This window comes from Pseudoflavonifractor sp. AF19-9AC (assembly GCF_003478995.1).
In the GTDB taxonomy this organism is placed as follows: domain Bacteria; phylum Bacillota; class Clostridia; order Oscillospirales; family Oscillospiraceae; genus Lawsonibacter.
This window is the reverse complement of the sequence record NZ_QUGI01000001.1, coordinates 152,795-169,741: the sequence shown is the minus strand read 5'-3', so window position 1 is coordinate 169,741 and position 16,947 is coordinate 152,795. Positions and strand designations below refer to the sequence as shown.

The following is a 16,947-nucleotide window of genomic DNA, read 5'->3' as shown; positions in this document are numbered from 1 at the left end:
AGGGGGCTGCGTCATGAAGGATTTGATCCGATGCCGGCTTCTTCCGGCGGTTCTGTGTGTGGCGCTGGCTCTGTGCCTGACTGCCTGCGGCGACAAAGACACCCCGCCCGTTGAAACGGAAACCGGCAGCACGGCGGGAACCATTTCCGGCGGCAAGGGAGGAAAGGATTCTGCGGCGGGAGTTGATTCGAAGCTGACGGAGAAGTCTCTGAACCTGTTATATGATGCTATGGCATTCGACGACCAGTACGCCGGCGCAGTGGCCTACTTGGGATACCGGGAGCAGGGGGACTCCACCCCACTGTCCAGCTGGCTGCGGGAGAATTGTGCCGGATTGGCGGAGGCCATGCCGTTTCTGCTGTATATACCGGCCGAACGTATCCTTGGCCCGGGCTACGGTGATTTATTCTGCATCGTCCCCCGGGATGAAACCACCATGCTGACCGCAGAGCATATCACATGGGTTTCTTCCCAATTCGAAGTGGGGGAGGTCACAGAGGAGGTGCTCTACCAGGCAAAAGGCGCCCAGCCGGTGCTGATCTTTAAAAACCTGGATGATTCTCACCCCTTACCGGATGTCCGTATCACCCTTGAGCCAGACAACGGTCCGATGTGCGGTTGGTTTCCGGAGGTGGACGAATACGGCGTTCCCAGGATACCCGGCGATCCGGATGCGCCCCTCCTGATGGATTTTGAGATTTGGGGGGTTGTGACCGGGCTGGACTATCCCGAGGACTGGGAGCCTTCGGAGGACGTCCGGTGGGATCCGCCCACGGCCTGGGAGCTGGCCTACACCAACTGGTCCTGTGAACACTGGGACATAGAAATCAGCTGGGGAGACAGCGAAGATCCAGACTATGAAGGCATCGTCAATCTCTATCAGCAACCGGCGGACGGGCAGGAGTATGTGCTTGCCTACACCGGCGTCTGGCGCATGGAGAGCGGCTGTCTTTGCCTGGAGCTCTCCGACGGGATGGGCGGCTCTGTCAGCGGAAGTTTCCCGGTGCGGATGGATCCCACCGGTGAATACCTCTACGTCGAGCAGGACTGGGAAACCGGAGTGTGCCCGCCCTTCTTCGGTGAGCAAACGGATTGCATCGACCTGTTCCGCACCTATGGCTGAGGAAAAACGTGAGATATTTGCGGGAGCGAAAGGAGAATTTGTATGAGTATTTTTGACAAGCTGAAACATTCCGCCATGGACACGGTTATGACGGCAGCCTCATCCATGGGAAACAAAAGTGAAACCTTTACCTTCCCGGCCCTTCCTGAGAGCCTTGCTCAGCTGCAGGCTCTTCCGGAGGCGTCCCTTGACACCCCCTTTCAGACGGCGGCACTGACCGTCCTGGCTCTGTGTGCCTATGCCGCCGACCGACAGATCGGTCTGGACATGCTGAACTGGCTGCGGGGGCCGCGCCCGTTGAACGGGCAGGAGATCTCCTTCCTGAATGACCGTTTTCGTGACGGAAAAACCTACCTGCCCTTTACTTACTTTGTGGGTTCCACACCCGACAACAACTACACCCCCACCCAGCCCTATACTATCCGGGTGGAAAGCAGCCATGTTTCCGGCGAGGAACAGGGCTATATGAAGCTGTTTATTCCCTGCGGCGGCGCAGATGATCCACGCCCGATTAAAATGCGTCAGCGGGGCAGCGACGGGAAATGGTTTCTCTGGGAGCAGTATCTGCTCACCGGTGTCCGTACCCCGAAGGCCGCCGACCCGTGGGCGTAAACCAACGGGAGGATTCGCCAAGGAATCCCATCGTGTGACTGAGGGGCAGGATACCCATCGAAATCAATCAGGAAAACGTTTATGTTGGATAGAGGATGCCGATCATGAAAACAGTTCTATTTATATCATCCAATAAGATGCTCGGGCAGGGATTGTCGGCGGCCTTTCAGTCAAAGCCGGAGCTTGATTTCCTATGGGCTGCCCAGCTCAATTATTCACAGGCTGTCGTCGGCGTTGATGTTTTCCATGCCGATGTGGCGATCCTGGATATTGCAGATCAAATGGACATGGATCAGGCAGTTGAACTTTGTCAATCCATCCAGCAGAATAAGCAGGATGTAAAAATTCTGCTCCTTGTCCGACCGGAACAAGCCGTTGTGCGCAAAGTGGCCGTGGACACCAAAAATGCTGGTTTAGCAAATGATTTTGTCTTTTATGACAGTTCTCTGACCTATCTGCTTGCCAAGTTAGAGGCATTATAAATTTTGTTGTTGTAAAATGAGTTTCAATAGGAACATAGGACGCATCCGCTGTTAGGCGTCTCCGCCTTTCAGTTGAGAAAAAATTATGTCCCGCACGATCTGGCATAAGGCCGCTTCCACATATAAGCTGTGGAGGCGGCTTTTTATTTTCTGTCGAAAAAAGTGGAGAAAACCTTCCAGTTAATATCATATATATGGTTCATCGGCATTGACAGGCGCAATATGTTGTGGTGTATGGAATTTGTTATTGATTCTTTGCGCGTACTCGGTGGAACTCCGGGGCAGGATTCACCTGTGAACGAGGGAGGTATCTCGCATTGCGCACACTGTTAGGCTTGTATGCTTCAGCCGTTTTCCGCCAGGGCAATGCCCTGCGGCTGTTGTCTCCGTTTCAGGGGACAGCAAGAGGACTATGTTCATCGGCTGTCTTTTCCTTTGATGCTGTGGTGCTGCACCGAAGATGTTGACTTTTTCGGATGCCCACGAAAAAGAATACGAGCACTTGTTTGAGGGTGCGAAAAGTTTGTTATCTGTATGGAGCAGGCACAGAAGGAACTTTTCGCACCCTTCTTTGTGCGTTCATAGCCCCGCACTCCCGTTGGGAGTTACCCTAGACCTTGCCAGTCTGCAGTAAGAGGCCAAAGGAAAAAGCTTTCCCTCAAGGAGAAAATCTCCCATAAAAAACAGATGGCACAAAGGAACTCTGGATTTCTTGACCCGTCCATGGTATAGGACAATTTTATTCCAAAACACAAGGGCTATATATTTCCAACTTCAAGTCCTGTATCATCTATTATAAAATCCGCTTCTTTCAAAAGAAAGCATCTGGTTTTTTAACTTTTTTGCATTCTTTTCTCTGCTTTGTATGTTGCCTGATCATCTTTGACCACGCATCAGCCACAGACAGGCAAATCATCGACCTCCGGAAGCGTTTCTCGCTGGATAACTTGAAGCTGGATGACAATATGCTGAACATTCCCTTATTCATGGCAGATCGGACCGATCAGTTGATAGGGATGCGCTAGGACAAAAGAGGGCATAAAAGGGACAGTATGCAAAGAAGTCCCCGGAGTTAGGCATGTCATGCCTAACTCCAGGGACTGAGTGTTACGATTGCAATGGAGGGTGCTTTTTATGTACCAGGAAATTTGACTGCTTCAAGCATTTTCCGTAGGCATGGAATTTCACCTTCTTTGGCTCCGAGTGTGATAGGATTCACATCGATCTTATCAAACATCCGCATCATTTTATCAAACTCTTTTTTCTTAACAACCCTATAAGCTTCCTCCCATTTACGAGCTGCGGTGTCCAGTCCAGCACCGCGGCTCGTCTTTTCCACCAAAAACAACATCTGCTCCTTGGCGGTTTGTTCCAAATCGCTCCATTTAATTTTTCTTACTGCTTTTTCATATGTCCAATGCGTACCACAGGCAGGAAACATCTTGCCCAGGTACTGATAGAGCACGTAGCGAATCTGCTTGTACCCGGCGTTAAGCATGGTGTACAGATCGTCGTCTCGTTTCAGGTTAAAACACTTCAAAAACTTCTCACGTTTTAGTGTAATTTCAAGGCGAAGAATTTTCTGGTCTTGCCTTTCAGGAGGACACCGATCAAACTTCTTTAGCTCGTATATTTTGTCATAGACCTTAAAGCAGGCCTTTTTTGTTTTAATAGAAAAATAGTGTTTTTTCTCTCCTTTCAATTCATGGCGCTTATAATATCGCGGGCACTTGGATTTTCGGAAAATACGGATGAGCGAGGCGAGATTCACATCCTTGCTAAAATAGAGGTCTACGGTTAAGTCCATCCGGCTAAGGCTTAACTCTTCCGGGGTTACGACGAGTTTACCGTGGTGGGACAGTTGAACCTCATCTAATACTTCCTTAAATTGCTCCAAGAGCTCCCGCACGTTGCTCTTTGTCGGCTTAAAAAGCTTCAAGGGCTGATATTCTGAGGATAACAAGGTGGACGGATTGACAGCAAAAGAGATCCCGTTGGATTTCTTATGGCTCTGGTGGATTCTCATGTTTATGCCCTGGTCAATGAGGTAACTGCTCTTCATCCGGCGGTCGATGTTATAGGGATCAGAGTTGCGCAGTTGAATCGCCTTCTGGTCCGTCAGGTGGTCAACAACCTTTTGTGTCTCGCAATATTTCAGGTTAGCAGCATACAATTCAATGGTGTGAATTCCAGCCTTAATCTTCTGCAGGTGCATCGTAACCTCTCCTCATTCGCTGACAGTTTGTGCAATGACGGCAGGTTTTAGGGTGTTTCTCCCCCAGCGCAGAGAGCATCTGCTGCATGATACAAGAACTACTCTCCGCAAGATCTGCCATTTCCTGAATTCGTCTCGCAAGCCATTTCTTGACATCATCCGTGAGGTTTTCTTTCGAGACAATATGTTTGGCTAAATCAATATCGTCAGGGTGGTACAGCAGTACGGCGTGGGCCTTGTTGCCATCCCGGCCCGCTCGTCCAATCTGTTGGTAGTAGTCGATAACACTTAGAGGCAGGTTAAAGTGAATGACCAAGCGGATATCCGACACATCAACGCCCATTCCAAAAGCTGTAGTGGCCACCATAATTCTCTTTTTACCACGGATAAAGGCTACCTCGTTTTTCTCTTGTTTGCCTGAATCCATGTAGGCATGACATTTGACAACCTCACCTGGAAACTGACCTGTGAGATAGTTGGCCACCATATCTACGTATTTGCGTGTAGCGCAGTAGATGACAACTCGGCCGTCTTGACCATATTTTTTTGCACAGTACTTCACTTTGGACAGCCGCTGCTTTATGGAAAACTTCGAACAATTCTCATGCAGTAAGATGAGGTTTGGCCGCACCAGGCTGTTTGAAAAAATCTTAGGCTCTCGTAGTTTCAGTAAACGGCAGATTTCCTCACGATAAGACTCTGGCGCTGTAGCGGTAAAGGCAGCGACGACCGGACGGTGTTTCAGTTGGGCGATGAAGTCGGAAATTTTTAAGTAGCTGGAGCGGAACGTATATCCCCATTCAAGGATGCAGTGGGCCTCATCGATGACCACCATACCGGGGGGATTATGGGCAACGGCTTTCCGAAATGATGGGGAGGCAAGTCGTTCGGGGGTTACATAGAGAAAAGGAGCGTCGATTTGAATGCGACGCTCCTTGCCTTCATCGGTGAGATAAGTAATGCTGGTCGTCTTCATGGGGTGTGTGCCAGAGATCCATTCGGCTCCGATGCCTAGAGAGTTGAGCGTTTCCACCTGATCCAGCATAAGAGAGATGGTGGGTTCGATCACCAAAGTCCAGGCACGAGTCTTCTTATGCATGACCAGAGCTGTGCATTGAAAAATTGCTGATTTACCCGAACCTGTGGGAGAAATAACCAAGGTATCCTGTCTGTTCAGGATGCTGTCGATGGGTTTAATTTGATGTTTGCGTAATGTTTTGATATGTAACTGTTCCATGGCATACTTGAGATTGTAGTTAAATTTCACAGAAATACCTCCTAAATTGTGATGAAACCATAACCGACATGGCTCTATAACCCTGTTAGGGGGGTAATCTTTTTTTAATGCCACATGGTGAACGTTTTCCCTGTGGCGCTCAGAATAGAATTTCGGATTAAAACGCCTCAAGAGGCGGGATAAATCGTAAATTAAGGAAAAATGTGACAGTCTAGGTATAACTTAATAGGGGCCCAACGAAAGGCACAGGAGCAAACTGACTTTATGTGCCTTTTTCCGGAGTAGCATCCGGGCGCTGTTTTCCTGTGTGCTTCGGATGCCTGGTCTGGATCCGCAGATGAAGTAAGTCCCTCTCCTTCTGAGTAATGAGTCCGGCCCTGAAGGCGGTTTCGTTAAAATAGTGGAACCAAATTATTTCGGCCTGATTCTGAGCAGGTTGGTTCACAGGTAGGCCTCCTTTTACATTTTTAGACTTGTTAGAGGCCTTGTCAAAAATGAAAACGGCCTGTGAAAACCATAAAGAGAAGGACGTTTTCTCTGTTGTGAGGAGGCGGGCGCGGTATGGCCGACGGACCCGGCAGGGCGGCTTAGAAGCGATTTACTATGTCAAATGAGCGGAGAAGATTTTTTCGTAACCCGTAACTGCGTCCAAAGAAAAGCGACGGACCGAAAAAAACACTCCAAGGCAGGCTTGGAAGAGCCTATTCCTTGGAGTGACTTAAAATAGTTATAAAATACAGTGTTTTTCTGGTTACAAGGAGATGTAACCGAAAAAATGTTTGAAAAACACTTGCGAAGGTACAGACTATGAATCCATTGGCAGACGATTAAAATAGAGCGCATAGGTCCTAACGCTTTTCTTCTTTTCAATTTTATATACGCAGGTTGGTTCGTTTCCGTTGGTTCTGAGATACCCTTCTTTTGCCAAATGACTGATGATATCGTCAGTATGAAAATCAGCGCATGATTCTTTAATCAATTTTTTAAAATAGTCCGGCTTTCGGATTAGGCAGGCCTCGCCGGATATGTCTACCTTGATAAAGCCAAGATCGTTTTGATCCCACGCTTCCTTCGACCGTGGAAGCGTCCCCGGGTGCTGCCTCCACTCTGCTGTGATGATATCCAGCAGAGTGCTTACGGCACTTTCTAAGGAGACATCTTTTTTCTTCCAGGAATTCTCCAAATCATGAAGCCACAGAAGCTTGTCATCTGTTAATTTTATTTTTTTGCGGACGATGGACTTTTGATTGTACATCAGGCAGAACCAGACACACAAGGAATATAACTGTGGCTGCAGATCTACTCGATTTGGTTCAGAAAGCTGAGCGGAAACCTGGCTGTCCATTGTTTCATAGCTCCTGTTCAGCTTTTTGCGGTCTACTCTGCCCGAAGGGAAAAAATGTCGATACAACTGGGACCAAAACCTCAAAAAGCCATTTCTTACATCTGCGGCATCAGGGAATTCCATATTGCCATCAACGGAGATGTCCAAAAAGACCTGGGAGTCGTGCTTTTCATCCGCCACTATGATCGGGACTGTGTTAAGGAAAGGGTGCTGCTCCCAAGACCGCACCTGTAAACGATCATAGTCAAGTACATCGCGCTCTATCTCTTGCAGGGCCTTGCTGTTGGCACGGTTTGGCCGCAGGATATACGGCTGAACGGCTCCGGCAATATCTTTTCCCGGCTCTTTTTTAAGGTATGTCTGGGATACGGAAACAGGCCGATTCATCACCCGATCTTCCTGCCAGTATGCAGAGAGAAATGCGCAGAGATTTCGGACAAATGTGTCAGTGTTCTGCGCACATACAAAATGAATGACATAGCAGGGAACCTGTTTTGGGGAGAGAAACGGCATGATTTGAAGCAGATGAAGATAGGTAAGTAATACCCAGATCGGTTCAATCGGTGGCAGCACTGCCGGAATGTTGGCATCCCACAGATCCGAGTAAGTTTCTAACCGCTGAATGGCCGGCTGATATAACGGCCCCGTGTCGGAAAGATCAATTTCCTCAATGTCGGGCAAAAAAACCTCATTCCACAGCTTCATCTGTAATTTGGCGTGCGCCCACTCGGCGGTATCCATTTCCAAAGCGTCCATTGGGACGTTTTTATGGAAAGAGAGAGCATCCATCAAACAAGAAACAATATATTCGTCATAATAAATTTCAAAATAGATAAAACGCCGGAGGGAGGCTCGATCAGACGGAATAAAATAGAGCCGTTTATGCTCCACACAAAGATAGTCGCAGTCAATTCTTTGGCCATTTTTTGTTGCAAATGTAATTGAAGGCGGATCAACGCAGAACGCCTTCACGCGTTCTGCGTAAGTTTTTTTCAAAATCTCCAGCATCGTATCGGTAGAATCTTTCCAATCGTAGATCCGCACGAAAGTGCCGCGATCACTTCCGGAGGAAACAGCCTCTGAAAGAAGGCTTGTCAAATTAGCGATCCGTTTTTCCAACTTATCAGAAAAGGGTAGGTCCTCAAAGATGTCACTGAAACGCTGACTTTTGTTCATAAAATCTGCCTCCTTTGTTCCATTATACTGCCCTGGAGCAAAAAAGCAATGATAAGGAAAAGCTGGCAGGTCGGCGGGCCGTCTTTTGCATGGCACCAAAATCCTCTTGAAGTTCTTACTCTAAAGATTTATAATATAGGACATGATAAAACGAACTTTTTGGAGGACTTACCATGGACATTCACAGCGTACGGCAGCAATTGAAAACACGGAGCATTTACGACCTACCTCTGCGGGTGACCTTTTACGCTCGGGTGTCCAGCGAGTCAGACGAGCAGCTCAACTCCCTGGGCAATCAGATCCAGTACTATGAAAACCTCATCCGGAAAAACACCAAGTGGACCTATGTAGAGGGCTACATTGATGAGGGCCTGTCCGCAGCCACCACAAAGAACCGGGAGAACTTCCATCGGATGGTGGCTGATGGGGAAAAGGGGCTGTTTGATCTCATCATTACTAAAGAGATTACCCGTTTTGCCAGAAACACTCTGGACTCCATCCATTATACCCGCCGTCTGCTTACGGCCGGGGTGGGTGTCTTCTTTCAAAATGACAACATCAATACTCTGGATGAGGACAGTGAGCTGCGCCTTACCATCATGTCCGGTATTGCCCAGGATGAGCTGCGTAAGCTCAGCAGCCGGGTAAAGTTTGGGCATCAACAGGCCATCAAAAATAGTGTGGTGCTGGGTAACAGCCGCATCTTCGGCTACCGAAAGGACAGCGGGCGGCTGGTGATCGATGAGGAGGAAGCCCCCATGGTGCGTGAATTGTTTGAACTGTACGCCACGGGACAATACAGCATGAAGCAGATTGAAACTCTGTTTTGGGAAAAGGGCTACCGCAATCACAACGGCAAAAAGATTGCACACACTACCATGTCGGGCATGATTTCCAATCCCAAGTATAAGGGTTATTATGTGGGCAACAAAGTCAAGGTCATCGACCTGTTCACCAAAAAGCAGAAGTTTTTGCCTCCCGAGGATTGGGTGATGTTCAAGGACGAGACTGGCGAGATTGTCCCGGCTATCGTAGACGAAATACTGTGGGACCAGGCCAACGCCGTGCTGAAGAAGCGCAGTGAGGACGTGAAGGGTCGGCAGGGCATCTGCAATCACCAGAACCTGCTCACCGGGAAACTCTACTGCACCCACTGCGGGGCAGCTTACTACCGCCGGGAGAGTTTGGACCGCTCAGGGAACAAAAACAGCAAGTGGGTCTGCTCTGGAAAAATAAAAAACGGCAGCGACTCCTGCCCATCCTTTCCAATCTATGAGGAAGAGCTGAAGCCGCTGTTGCTTCAGGTTTTTCGCGAGACGGAGGTGGACTCCAAAGCGCTTATTGAGGAGTACATCGCCATGTACAAATCACTGGACCGGGACGGGGATCTGACAAAGCGCATTGGGGAGCTGGAGCACACCATTGACACGGTGGAGAAAAAGAAGCAGAAGCTGCTTACCTTCAACGCACTGGGAGAACTCTCTGACCGGGATTTTCTCTCCATGAACAAGCAATGTGCACAGGAGCTGGAACAGGCCAGGCAGGAGCTGATGGAGCTGGAGCAGCAGCGGGACTCCGCCTCCGACTTCAAAAATCACATCGATACCATCCGTCGGGTGCTCCAGGAGGCGGAGCGGGACGCGGCTCAGGGCCTAATCAACAAGGAGTTTGTGGAGCAGTATATTGACAAGATCTTCGCCACTCCCGATGAGGACGGCTCTATGCGCCTGCAAATCAAGATTTTTACCGGCGAAACAACAGACAAGTATCTCTCTAAACTCAGAGGTCGTACGGGTCACACGTTCAAGAAGATGATCGAGGCCTACGAGAACGGCATGAAGTAACCTTCCCCCAAAGGAGACGGTATATTCCTGCTGAGTCGTCGTTGACGGCAGCGGGCCGGGCACCCCAGTTCCCCAAAAGAATCTGTCGGCAGAATGTCAGAAGCTCCTGACTTTTATGACAGCGTCTTTTGCGGACAGCGGGACGCCCGGCCCGCTCTTTTTTGTCTGATGAATGGTGCAAAGGGAAAACCTTCATGGAAATTTCATAGACTTTTCCTGCATTACATGGTAGAATAGATAAGTCGTGGAGTGCCTTGCCTTTTCTCCGCGTCAGTTTTATCCATGGAGGATCCAATGAAAACAGAAATTCTGGGAGTCCAGTTTGATAACCTCACCCGGCAGGAGGCCGCCCAGCGGGGCGCCCAGCTGCTGGCTGAGGATCAGTTTCATTATGTTGTCACCCCCAATCCCGAGTTTCTTCTCGCCTGTGAGAAGGACCCGGTCTTTCGTGACATTCTGAACAAGGCCGACCTGGTGCTGCCCGACGGCATCGGGGTGGTTTACTCTGCAAAAATTCTGGGTACACCCTTGAAAGAGCGTGTGCCCGGTGTGGAGTTTGCCGAGGATATGCTGGCCTGCCTCAACGAAATGGGCGGACGGCTGTATCTGCTGGGAGCCAAGCCCGGCGTAGCTGAGCAGGCCGGCGCCAACATTTTAGAGCGCTATCCCAACATCGTGCTGTGCGGCACCCGGGACGGCTACTTCCGGGACGAGCAGGATGTACTGCTGCAGGTAGCCGCGGCCCGGCCCGACCTGCTTTTTGTCTGTCTGGGTGCGCCCAAGCAGGAGAAGTGGATGGCCCGCTGGGGCGCCCACACCGGTGCCAAGTTGGCCATCGGCCTGGGCGGCTGTCTGGACGTCTTTGCCGGTAATGTGGAGCGCGCTCCGGAATCCTGGCAGAAGCTGGGACTGGAGTGGGCCTACCGCCTGAAGAAGGAGCCCCGCCGCATTGGCCGCATGGCCAAGCTGCCGCTGGTGCTGGTGAAAGCTGCCGGCGCCCGGGCGCGGGGCAAAAAGCAGGGAGGCGAGGGGTAATGCCCGGACGGCTCATTGTCTTTGAGGGAACGGACGGTTCGGGCAAGTCCACCCAATTCGCCCGTCTGTGCGCCCGGGTGGATGATCTGGGCCGCGGATACCAGAAGCTGGTCTTCCCTCAGTATGACCAGCCCTCCTCCGCCCTCATCCGCATGTATCTGGGCGGTGAGTTCGGCACCCATCCCTCCGACGTCAACCCTTACGCCGCCTCCGCCTTCTATGCGGTGGACCGGTACGCCTCCCTGAAGAAGGTGTGGGGGGACTACTATGAAAACGGGGGACTGGTGCTCACCGACCGGTACACCACTTCCAACGCTGTCCACCAAGCGGTGAAGTGCACTCCGGAGGAACGGGGAGATTTCCTGCGCTGGCTGGACGATTTCGAGCACAACAAGATGGGTCTGCCCCGGCCCGACCTGGTCCTTTATCTGGACATGCCCACCGCCCAGGCGGTGCAGCTGCTCCGCAGCCGGGAGGCCAGCACCCACACCAGCGCCGACATCCACGAGCTGGACAACGGCTATCTGGCCGCCTGCCGGGACTGCGCGCTGCAGGCCGCCCAGCTTCTGGACTGGAAGGTTGTCCCCTGTGTGGACAGCACCGGCAGCCTGCGCTCCATTGAAGACATTCATCAGGAGATCTGGACACTGGCGGCTCCCCTGCTGTGAAGCCGCTCTGGTAAGGAGGTCTTTTTATGGTACACATTCTTCTCGCCCCCGGCTTTGAGGAAATTGAGGCTCTCGTGCCCGCCGATTTGCTGCGCCGGGCCGGAATCCCCGTGGCCCTCACCTCCCTGGAGGGGGAACAGGTTATGGGAGGTCACGGCATCACCGTGGTCGTTGACATGGAGCTGGCCAAGGTAAACCTGACCCAGGTCTCCATGCTGGTGCTGCCCGGCGGTGCCCACGGAGTACGGAATCTGTCCGCCCACCCTGCGGTATCCTCCCTCATTCAGGAAGCGGTGGACCGGGAAATCCCAGTCTCCGCCATCTGCGCCGCCCCCACCCTGCTGGGCTCCATGGGCCTGTTGAAGGGAAAGAAGGCGGTGTGCTACCCCGGCCTGGAGGGCCAGCTCACCGGTGCTCAGGTCCCCGAGGAGACCCGGGTGGTCCGGGACGGTCTTTTGACCACGGGCCAGGCCGCCGGCTCCGCGGTGGAATTCGGTCTGGCGCTCATCGAGCAGCTGGCCGGTGAGCGGAAAGCTCAGGAGGTGCGTCATGCCATTCACGCCTGATCAGGAGAAAAAAGAGTTACGCCGCCAGGTGCGTTCCCAGCTGGCCTCGCTGGAGGCTGAGCAGCTGCGCCGGGAGGACGATGCCATGTTTGCCCGCTTCCTGGCTCTGCCCCAGATGGAGAAGGCCAAAACCATCTTTGCCTTCTGGGGCATCCCCGGACGGGAACCGGAGACCGGCCGTCTGGTGCAGGAGCTGACTGCCCTGGGAAAGCGGGTTGGTCTGCCCCGGATGCTGCCGGAGCACCAGATGGAGGTGCGCCTCTACGACCCCAATATTCCCATGCACAGTGTGGCCTTCGGCATTCAGGAGCCGGGGGAGGACTGTCCCCTCATTGCCCGTGAGGAAATTGACCTCATTCTGGTGCCCGCCGTGTGCTATGACCGGCAGGGCTACCGCCTGGGCTTTGGCGGCGGATATTACGACCGCTGGCTGGAGCACTTCTCTGGCTACCGGGTGGGCCTGTGCCGCAGCTGCATCCTTCAGGACCATGTCCCCACCGAGGCCCACGACACCAAGGTGGACACCCTGATCACCGAGCTGGAATGCCTGTCCCTGGGTTAAACAGGGAAGCGGCGGGGCCGAAGCCCCGCCCTTTGCCGGCTGTGTAATCAGCAGCAGCCGTCGTCGCAGCCGCAGTTGTTGTCCCGGCCGCAGCCATTGCCGCAGCCGCCATTTCCGCTGAAGCTGCTCCCACCGCCGCAGCAGCAGCACAGCAGGATGATCAGCAGGATGATCCACAGGCAGCCGCAGCCACCAAAGCCATTGTTATTTCCGCAACACATATATATGCACCTCATTTCAGATTTACGGGACGCGCTGTCCCGCGATTCTGTCTCATTCTATGGTTTCCCCTTGTCCCTGGTGACAGGGCGGAAGACCTTTTATTAGGAGCTGACCCTATGGCACAGGAACGAAGAACCCGCCAGACATCTGAACAACCGTCCTCCTCCCGTCCCCAGCGCCGCTCCCGCCGCCGTTCCACCGGCAGCACCATAAGCTTTGCCGCGCTGTACGTCATCGGCGTCATTGGCGTCTCCATTCTTCTGGCCTGCATCGGCTGGATTGCCGCCAACGACGTGCTGGCTCTGAACAAGCCGGAGAAGGAGGTGGTCTTCACCATCTCCAGCGAGGACACCTTCAACGACGTGGTGGACCACCTGGAGGAAGAGGGGCTCATTGAGTACAAGCTGCTCTTCAAGCTCTTTGCCACCTTTACCCACGGCAAGGACAAGGTGACCATGGGTACCTACACCCTGAACACCGACATGGACTACCGGGCCCTGCTCTCGGGCATGAGCATCTACTCCTCCTCCCGGGCAGAGGTGACCATCACCATCCCGGAAGGCTATACGCTGGCCCAGATCTTCCAGCTGTTGGAGGACAAGGGCGTTTCCACGGTGGAGGACCTGAATGAGGCCGCCGCCAACCACGACTACGCCTTCTCCTTCCTTCAGGATATCCCCCTGGGAGATCCCATCCGGCTGGAGGGCTTCCTCTATCCGGACACCTATAACTTCTATACCCCTCACGACCCTGTCTACGCCATCAACAAGATGCTGGTGAACTTTGACGCCAAGTACACGGACGAGCTGCGCCAGCAGGTGGCCGACAGCGGCTACTCCATCCGGGAGATCCTCACCATCGCCTCCATGATTGAGCGTGAGACGGACGGCAGCGACCGGGGCACCATCTCCTCCGTCATCTACAACCGTCTTGACAACCCCGACGCGGGCACCATGGGCTATCTGCAAATTGATGCTACCCTGGCCTATATCAACGGCGGCAAGGTGCCCACCGCGGCGGACAAGGAGATTGACTCCCCCTACAACACCTACAAGTACAAGGGTCTGCCCCCCGCCCCCATTGCCAATCCCGGCCTGGAGGCCATCAAGGCGGCGCTGGATCCCGAGGACACCAGCTACTTCTACTACACCCTGGGCGACGACGAGAAGCACCACTTCTTCAAGACCTACAACGAGATGCAGTCCTTCATGGCCACCCAGGAGCTTTACAAGAGCAATTAAACAACAAGGGGCAAGGGTCCAGGCCCTTGCCCCTTCCTTTGGAGAGGAACGAGTATGAGAAAACAATCCATTGAGCTGCTGGCTCCCGCGGGGGATCCGGAGCGGCTGGAGATGGCGGTGGCCTACGGGGCCAACGCCGTCTATCTGGCGGGGACCATGTTCGGCATGCGCTCCTTCGCCGGAAACTTCACCCCGGAGCAGCTGCGCCAGGCCGTCACCTTCTGCCACAGCCGGGGTGTGCGGGTCCATGTTACCTGCAACACCATGCCGCGCAATGAGGAGGTCGCCCGGCTGCCGGAGTGGCTGGAATTTCTGGAGGACGCCGGCGTGGACGCCATCATCCTGGCCGACGTGGGCACCCTGGCTCTGGCCAAGCGCCACGCCCCCCACGTCCAGTGCCACATCTCCACCCAGGCCAGCGTGGTGAACTACCAGTCCGCCGCCGCCTGGCACGACCTGGGGGCCAGCCGGGTCATTCTGGCCCGGGAGCTGAGTCTGGACGAAATTCGGGAGATTCGGGCCAAAGCCCCCAAGGAGCTGGAGCTAGAGGTCTTTGCCCACGGGGCCATGTGCGTGAGCTACTCCGGCCGGTGCCTGCTGTCCAACTACATGACGGGTCGGGACTCCAACCGGGGTGCCTGCGCCCAGCCCTGCCGCTACCAGTACGCTCTCATGGAGGAGAAGCGCCCTGGGGAATACTTCCCCGTCTACGAGGAAAACGGGGAGACCTACATCATGAACTCCCGGGACATGTGCATGATTGACCACGTCCCCGAGCTGCTGGAGGCCGGTCTGGACTCTCTGAAGCTGGAGGGCCGGGCCAAGAGCGCCTACTACGCCGCCATTGTCACCGGTGCCTACCGCCACGCCATCGATGCCGCCGTTGCGGGACAGCCTCTGGACCCGGTGTGGCGGGACGAGGTGGAGCACATCAGCCACCGCCACTACTCCACCGGATTTTTCTACGGCCAGCCCGGCCAGTACACCGACAGCTCCCGGTACATCCGGGACTGGCAGATTGTGGCCAAGGTTCTCTCCTGCGACGAGGAGGGCAACGCCCGGCTCACCCTGAACAACAAGTTCGCGGTGGGTGACCAGCTGGAGCTGGTGGGCCCCGATGTGCGCCCCCAGGCACTGACCGTGGCAGGGCTGTGGGACGAGGAGGGTACTCCTCTCACGGAAGTCCGCAAGCCTCAGATGGTCTTTTCCATGAAGCTGCCCTGTCCTGTGCCTCCCCTGTCCCTGCTGCGCCGGCAGGCAGACCTGACGCCCTGACAAGGAGGGAACGCCATGGTACCCACCTACGAACAGATGGGGGACTGGCTGGAGGAAATCGCCCAGGAGTTCCCTGAGGCCTTCTTCGAGGAGCTGGACGGCGGCATCCAGCTGGAAGAGCAGGAGCTGCCCGACCCCGACTTTCCGCCGGGAGAGATGTACATTATGGGTGAGTACTGCCACGACATGCTGGGGCGGTACATCGTCCTCTACTACGGCTCCTTCGTCCAGCTGCTGGCGGAGGAGGAGCAGGAGGTCTGGAAGGACGAGATCTTCGCCACCGTAGCCCACGAATTTACCCATCACATGGAGGATACCGCCGGCCTCCACGCCCTGGATGACAAGGATGCGGAGTTTCTCCGCCAGGCCAGGGAGGAATACGGCGACTAGAGGCGGAAAGGAGGAGGCTCTATGGAACCCAAACCGGTGACCGGCCGCTTTGCCCCCAGCCCCAGCGGGCGGATGCACCTGGGCAACCTGTGGTCCTGTCTGCTGGCCTGGCTGGCCGCCCGGAGTACAGGAGGCGGAATGGTGCTGCGGCTGGAGGATCTGGACCCGGACCGGTGCCGCCAGGAGTATTGCGACCAGGTGATGCGGGATCTGGAATGGCTGGGTCTGGACTGGGACGGCCAACCCGTCTATCAGAGCCGCCGCTTTGACCTCTACGCCCAGGCCTTTCACACCCTGGAGGAACAGGGCCTTCTCTACCCCTGCTACTGCACCCGGGCCCAGCGCCTGGCCGCCAGCGCCCCCCACCGCTCCGACGGGGTACAGGTGTATGACGGCCGATGCCGCTCCCTCACGGCGGCAGAGCTGGAGGAGCTGGGGCGCATCCGCCGCCCCGCCTGGCGGGTACGGGTGCCCCAGGTGGAAATTCAGTTTGAGGATCGGCTTCAGGGCCCCTGCCGGGAGAATCTGGCCTGGGACTGCGGCGACTTCATTCTCCGCCGCTCCGACGGCGTATATGCCTACCAGCTGGCGGTGGTGGTGGACGACGGAGCCATGGGGGTCACCCAGGTGGTGCGGGGCAGCGATCTGCTCTCCTCCACCCCCCGTCAGCTGTGGCTTCAGGAGAAGCTGGGCCTGCCCCACCCGGAATATGGCCATGTCCCCCTCCTCCTCTCCCCCGACGGCCGGCGGCTGGCCAAGCGGGACCGGGATTTGGAGCTGGGGATGCTCCAGGAGCGGTACTCCGCCCCGGAGCTGGTGGGCATTCTGGCCCACGCCGCCGGGCTCATTCCTGAGCCGGCTCCCATCTCTCCCCGTCAGCTGCTCCCCCTCTTCAGTTGGGAAAAGCTGCCCCGGGCGGATTTTTCTCTGGAACTTTAAACAGAAAGGCGCTCT

General features: G+C 54.7%; 17 protein-coding genes. 12 read left to right on the top strand and 5 right to left on the bottom strand.

Annotated elements, in window-relative coordinates; translation table 11 throughout:
* The first annotated feature begins 13 nt into the window (after positions 1-13).
* From DWX58_RS00810 to DWX58_RS00800, 3 genes are all read left to right on the top strand, one after another.
* A complete protein-coding gene (locus tag DWX58_RS00810) occupies positions 14-1,123 on the top strand; it encodes a hypothetical protein (RefSeq protein ID WP_118640935.1) in 1,110 nt (369 codons plus the stop codon).
* Positions 1,124-1,165: 42 nt separating this feature from the next.
* Positions 1,166-1,735, top strand: coding sequence for a hypothetical protein (locus tag DWX58_RS00805; RefSeq protein ID WP_118640933.1), 570 nt, complete (start codon positions 1,166-1,168; stop codon positions 1,733-1,735).
* Between the two features lie 104 nt (positions 1,736-1,839).
* Positions 1,840-2,217 carry a hypothetical protein gene (locus DWX58_RS00800; protein ID WP_147382207.1) on the top strand — a complete coding sequence of 126 codons (378 nt, stop codon included), beginning with the start codon at positions 1,840-1,842 and terminating at the stop codon, positions 2,215-2,217.
* A gap of 1,132 nt (positions 2,218-3,349) precedes the next feature.
* Here the strand turns inward: DWX58_RS00800 and DWX58_RS00790 are convergent.
* The 4 genes from DWX58_RS00790 to DWX58_RS00775 form a co-directional block, all read right to left on the bottom strand.
* Positions 3,350-4,432 carry a hypothetical protein gene (locus tag DWX58_RS00790; RefSeq protein WP_118640927.1) on the bottom strand — a complete coding sequence of 361 codons (1,083 nt, stop codon included), beginning with the start codon at positions 4,430-4,432 and terminating at the stop codon, positions 3,350-3,352.
* On the bottom strand, positions 4,413-5,699 hold the full coding sequence (locus tag DWX58_RS00785) for a RecQ family ATP-dependent DNA helicase (protein WP_118640925.1): 1,287 nt from the start codon (positions 5,697-5,699) through the stop codon (positions 4,413-4,415). Before DWX58_RS00785 ends, DWX58_RS00790 begins: the two co-directional genes overlap by 20 nt.
* A gap of 232 nt (positions 5,700-5,931) precedes the next feature.
* Entirely contained in the window at positions 5,932-6,114 is a 183-nt protein-coding gene (locus DWX58_RS00780; RefSeq protein WP_118640923.1) for a hypothetical protein, read from the bottom strand.
* Positions 6,115-6,474: 360 nt separating this feature from the next.
* Positions 6,475-8,190, bottom strand: coding sequence for a hypothetical protein (locus tag DWX58_RS00775; protein ID WP_118640921.1), 1,716 nt, complete (start codon positions 8,188-8,190; stop codon positions 6,475-6,477).
* 173 nt (positions 8,191-8,363) lie between these two features.
* Between DWX58_RS00775 and DWX58_RS00770 the strand changes: the two genes are divergently transcribed.
* The 5 genes from DWX58_RS00770 to DWX58_RS00750 all read left to right on the top strand — a co-directional run bounded on the left by DWX58_RS00770 (position 8,364) and on the right by DWX58_RS00750 (position 12,865).
* Positions 8,364-10,034, top strand: a complete 1,671-nt coding sequence (locus DWX58_RS00770) for a recombinase family protein (protein WP_118640918.1) — start codon at positions 8,364-8,366, stop codon at positions 10,032-10,034.
* Positions 10,035-10,328: 294 nt separating this feature from the next.
* Positions 10,329-11,069: a WecB/TagA/CpsF family glycosyltransferase gene (locus DWX58_RS00765; RefSeq protein WP_118640914.1), complete on the top strand. Its 741-nt coding sequence runs from the start codon at positions 10,329-10,331 to the stop codon at positions 11,067-11,069.
* On the top strand, positions 11,069-11,737 hold the full coding sequence (locus tag DWX58_RS00760) for a thymidylate kinase (protein ID WP_118640912.1): 669 nt from the start codon (positions 11,069-11,071) through the stop codon (positions 11,735-11,737). The genes DWX58_RS00765 and DWX58_RS00760 overlap by 1 nt, the downstream gene beginning before the upstream one ends.
* Positions 11,738-11,763: 26 nt before the next feature.
* Positions 11,764-12,303 (top strand): DJ-1 family glyoxalase III, encoded by a 540-nt coding sequence (locus DWX58_RS00755; protein ID WP_118640910.1) that lies wholly within the window; start codon positions 11,764-11,766, stop codon positions 12,301-12,303.
* The gene (locus DWX58_RS00750) at positions 12,287-12,865 is read left to right on the top strand and encodes a 5-formyltetrahydrofolate cyclo-ligase (RefSeq protein ID WP_118640908.1); all 579 of its coding nucleotides are present in this window, start codon (positions 12,287-12,289) and stop codon (positions 12,863-12,865) included. Before DWX58_RS00755 ends, DWX58_RS00750 begins: the two co-directional genes overlap by 17 nt.
* 47 nt (positions 12,866-12,912) lie before the next feature.
* Here DWX58_RS00750 and DWX58_RS15290 read toward each other — a convergent pair whose 3' ends face one another.
* Entirely contained in the window at positions 12,913-13,086 is a 174-nt protein-coding gene (locus tag DWX58_RS15290) for a hypothetical protein (RefSeq protein WP_199648625.1), read from the bottom strand.
* A 117-nt stretch (positions 13,087-13,203) separates the two neighbouring features.
* Here DWX58_RS15290 and mltG point away from each other — a divergent pair, with 117 nt between their 5' ends.
* From mltG to gluQRS, 4 genes are read left to right on the top strand one after another with little or no spacing between them, the layout of a single operon-like run.
* A complete protein-coding gene (gene mltG, locus DWX58_RS00745; protein ID WP_118640906.1) occupies positions 13,204-14,328 on the top strand; it encodes an endolytic transglycosylase MltG in 1,125 nt (374 codons plus the stop codon).
* A gap of 54 nt (positions 14,329-14,382) precedes the next feature.
* Positions 14,383-15,603 carry a U32 family peptidase gene (locus DWX58_RS00740; protein ID WP_118640904.1) on the top strand — a complete coding sequence of 407 codons (1,221 nt, stop codon included), beginning with the start codon at positions 14,383-14,385 and terminating at the stop codon, positions 15,601-15,603.
* 15 nt (positions 15,604-15,618) lie between these two features.
* Positions 15,619-15,993, top strand: a complete 375-nt coding sequence (locus DWX58_RS00735; RefSeq protein WP_118640902.1) for a metallopeptidase family protein — start codon at positions 15,619-15,621, stop codon at positions 15,991-15,993.
* A gap of 21 nt (positions 15,994-16,014) precedes the next feature.
* Entirely contained in the window at positions 16,015-16,932 is a 918-nt protein-coding gene (gluQRS, locus tag DWX58_RS00730; protein WP_118640900.1) for a tRNA glutamyl-Q(34) synthetase GluQRS, read from the top strand.
* Positions 16,933-16,947 lie beyond the last annotated feature (15 nt).

Coding starts and splice junctions, on each gene's coding strand:
- DWX58_RS00810 (WP_118640935.1), top strand. CDS start 14: ATGAAGGATTTGATCCGATGCCGGCTTCTTCCGGCGGTTCTGTGTGTG.
- DWX58_RS00805 (WP_118640933.1), top strand. CDS start 1,166: ATGAGTATTTTTGACAAGCTGAAACATTCCGCCATGGACACGGTTATG.
- DWX58_RS00800 (WP_147382207.1), top strand. CDS start 1,840: ATGAAAACAGTTCTATTTATATCATCCAATAAGATGCTCGGGCAGGGA.
- DWX58_RS00790 (WP_118640927.1), bottom strand. CDS start 4,432: ATGCACCTGCAGAAGATTAAGGCTGGAATTCACACCATTGAATTGTAT.
- DWX58_RS00775 (WP_118640921.1), bottom strand. CDS start 8,190: ATGAACAAAAGTCAGCGTTTCAGTGACATCTTTGAGGACCTACCCTTT.
- DWX58_RS00770 (WP_118640918.1), top strand. CDS start 8,364: ATGGACATTCACAGCGTACGGCAGCAATTGAAAACACGGAGCATTTAC.
- DWX58_RS00765 (WP_118640914.1), top strand. CDS start 10,329: ATGAAAACAGAAATTCTGGGAGTCCAGTTTGATAACCTCACCCGGCAG.
- DWX58_RS00760 (WP_118640912.1), top strand. CDS start 11,069: ATGCCCGGACGGCTCATTGTCTTTGAGGGAACGGACGGTTCGGGCAAG.
- DWX58_RS00755 (WP_118640910.1), top strand. CDS start 11,764: ATGGTACACATTCTTCTCGCCCCCGGCTTTGAGGAAATTGAGGCTCTC.
- DWX58_RS00750 (WP_118640908.1), top strand. CDS start 12,287: ATGCCATTCACGCCTGATCAGGAGAAAAAAGAGTTACGCCGCCAGGTG.
- DWX58_RS15290 (WP_199648625.1), bottom strand. CDS start 13,086: ATGTGTTGCGGAAATAACAATGGCTTTGGTGGCTGCGGCTGCCTGTGG.
- mltG (WP_118640906.1), top strand. CDS start 13,204: ATGGCACAGGAACGAAGAACCCGCCAGACATCTGAACAACCGTCCTCC.
- DWX58_RS00740 (WP_118640904.1), top strand. CDS start 14,383: ATGAGAAAACAATCCATTGAGCTGCTGGCTCCCGCGGGGGATCCGGAG.
- DWX58_RS00735 (WP_118640902.1), top strand. CDS start 15,619: ATGGTACCCACCTACGAACAGATGGGGGACTGGCTGGAGGAAATCGCC.
- gluQRS (WP_118640900.1), top strand. CDS start 16,015: ATGGAACCCAAACCGGTGACCGGCCGCTTTGCCCCCAGCCCCAGCGGG.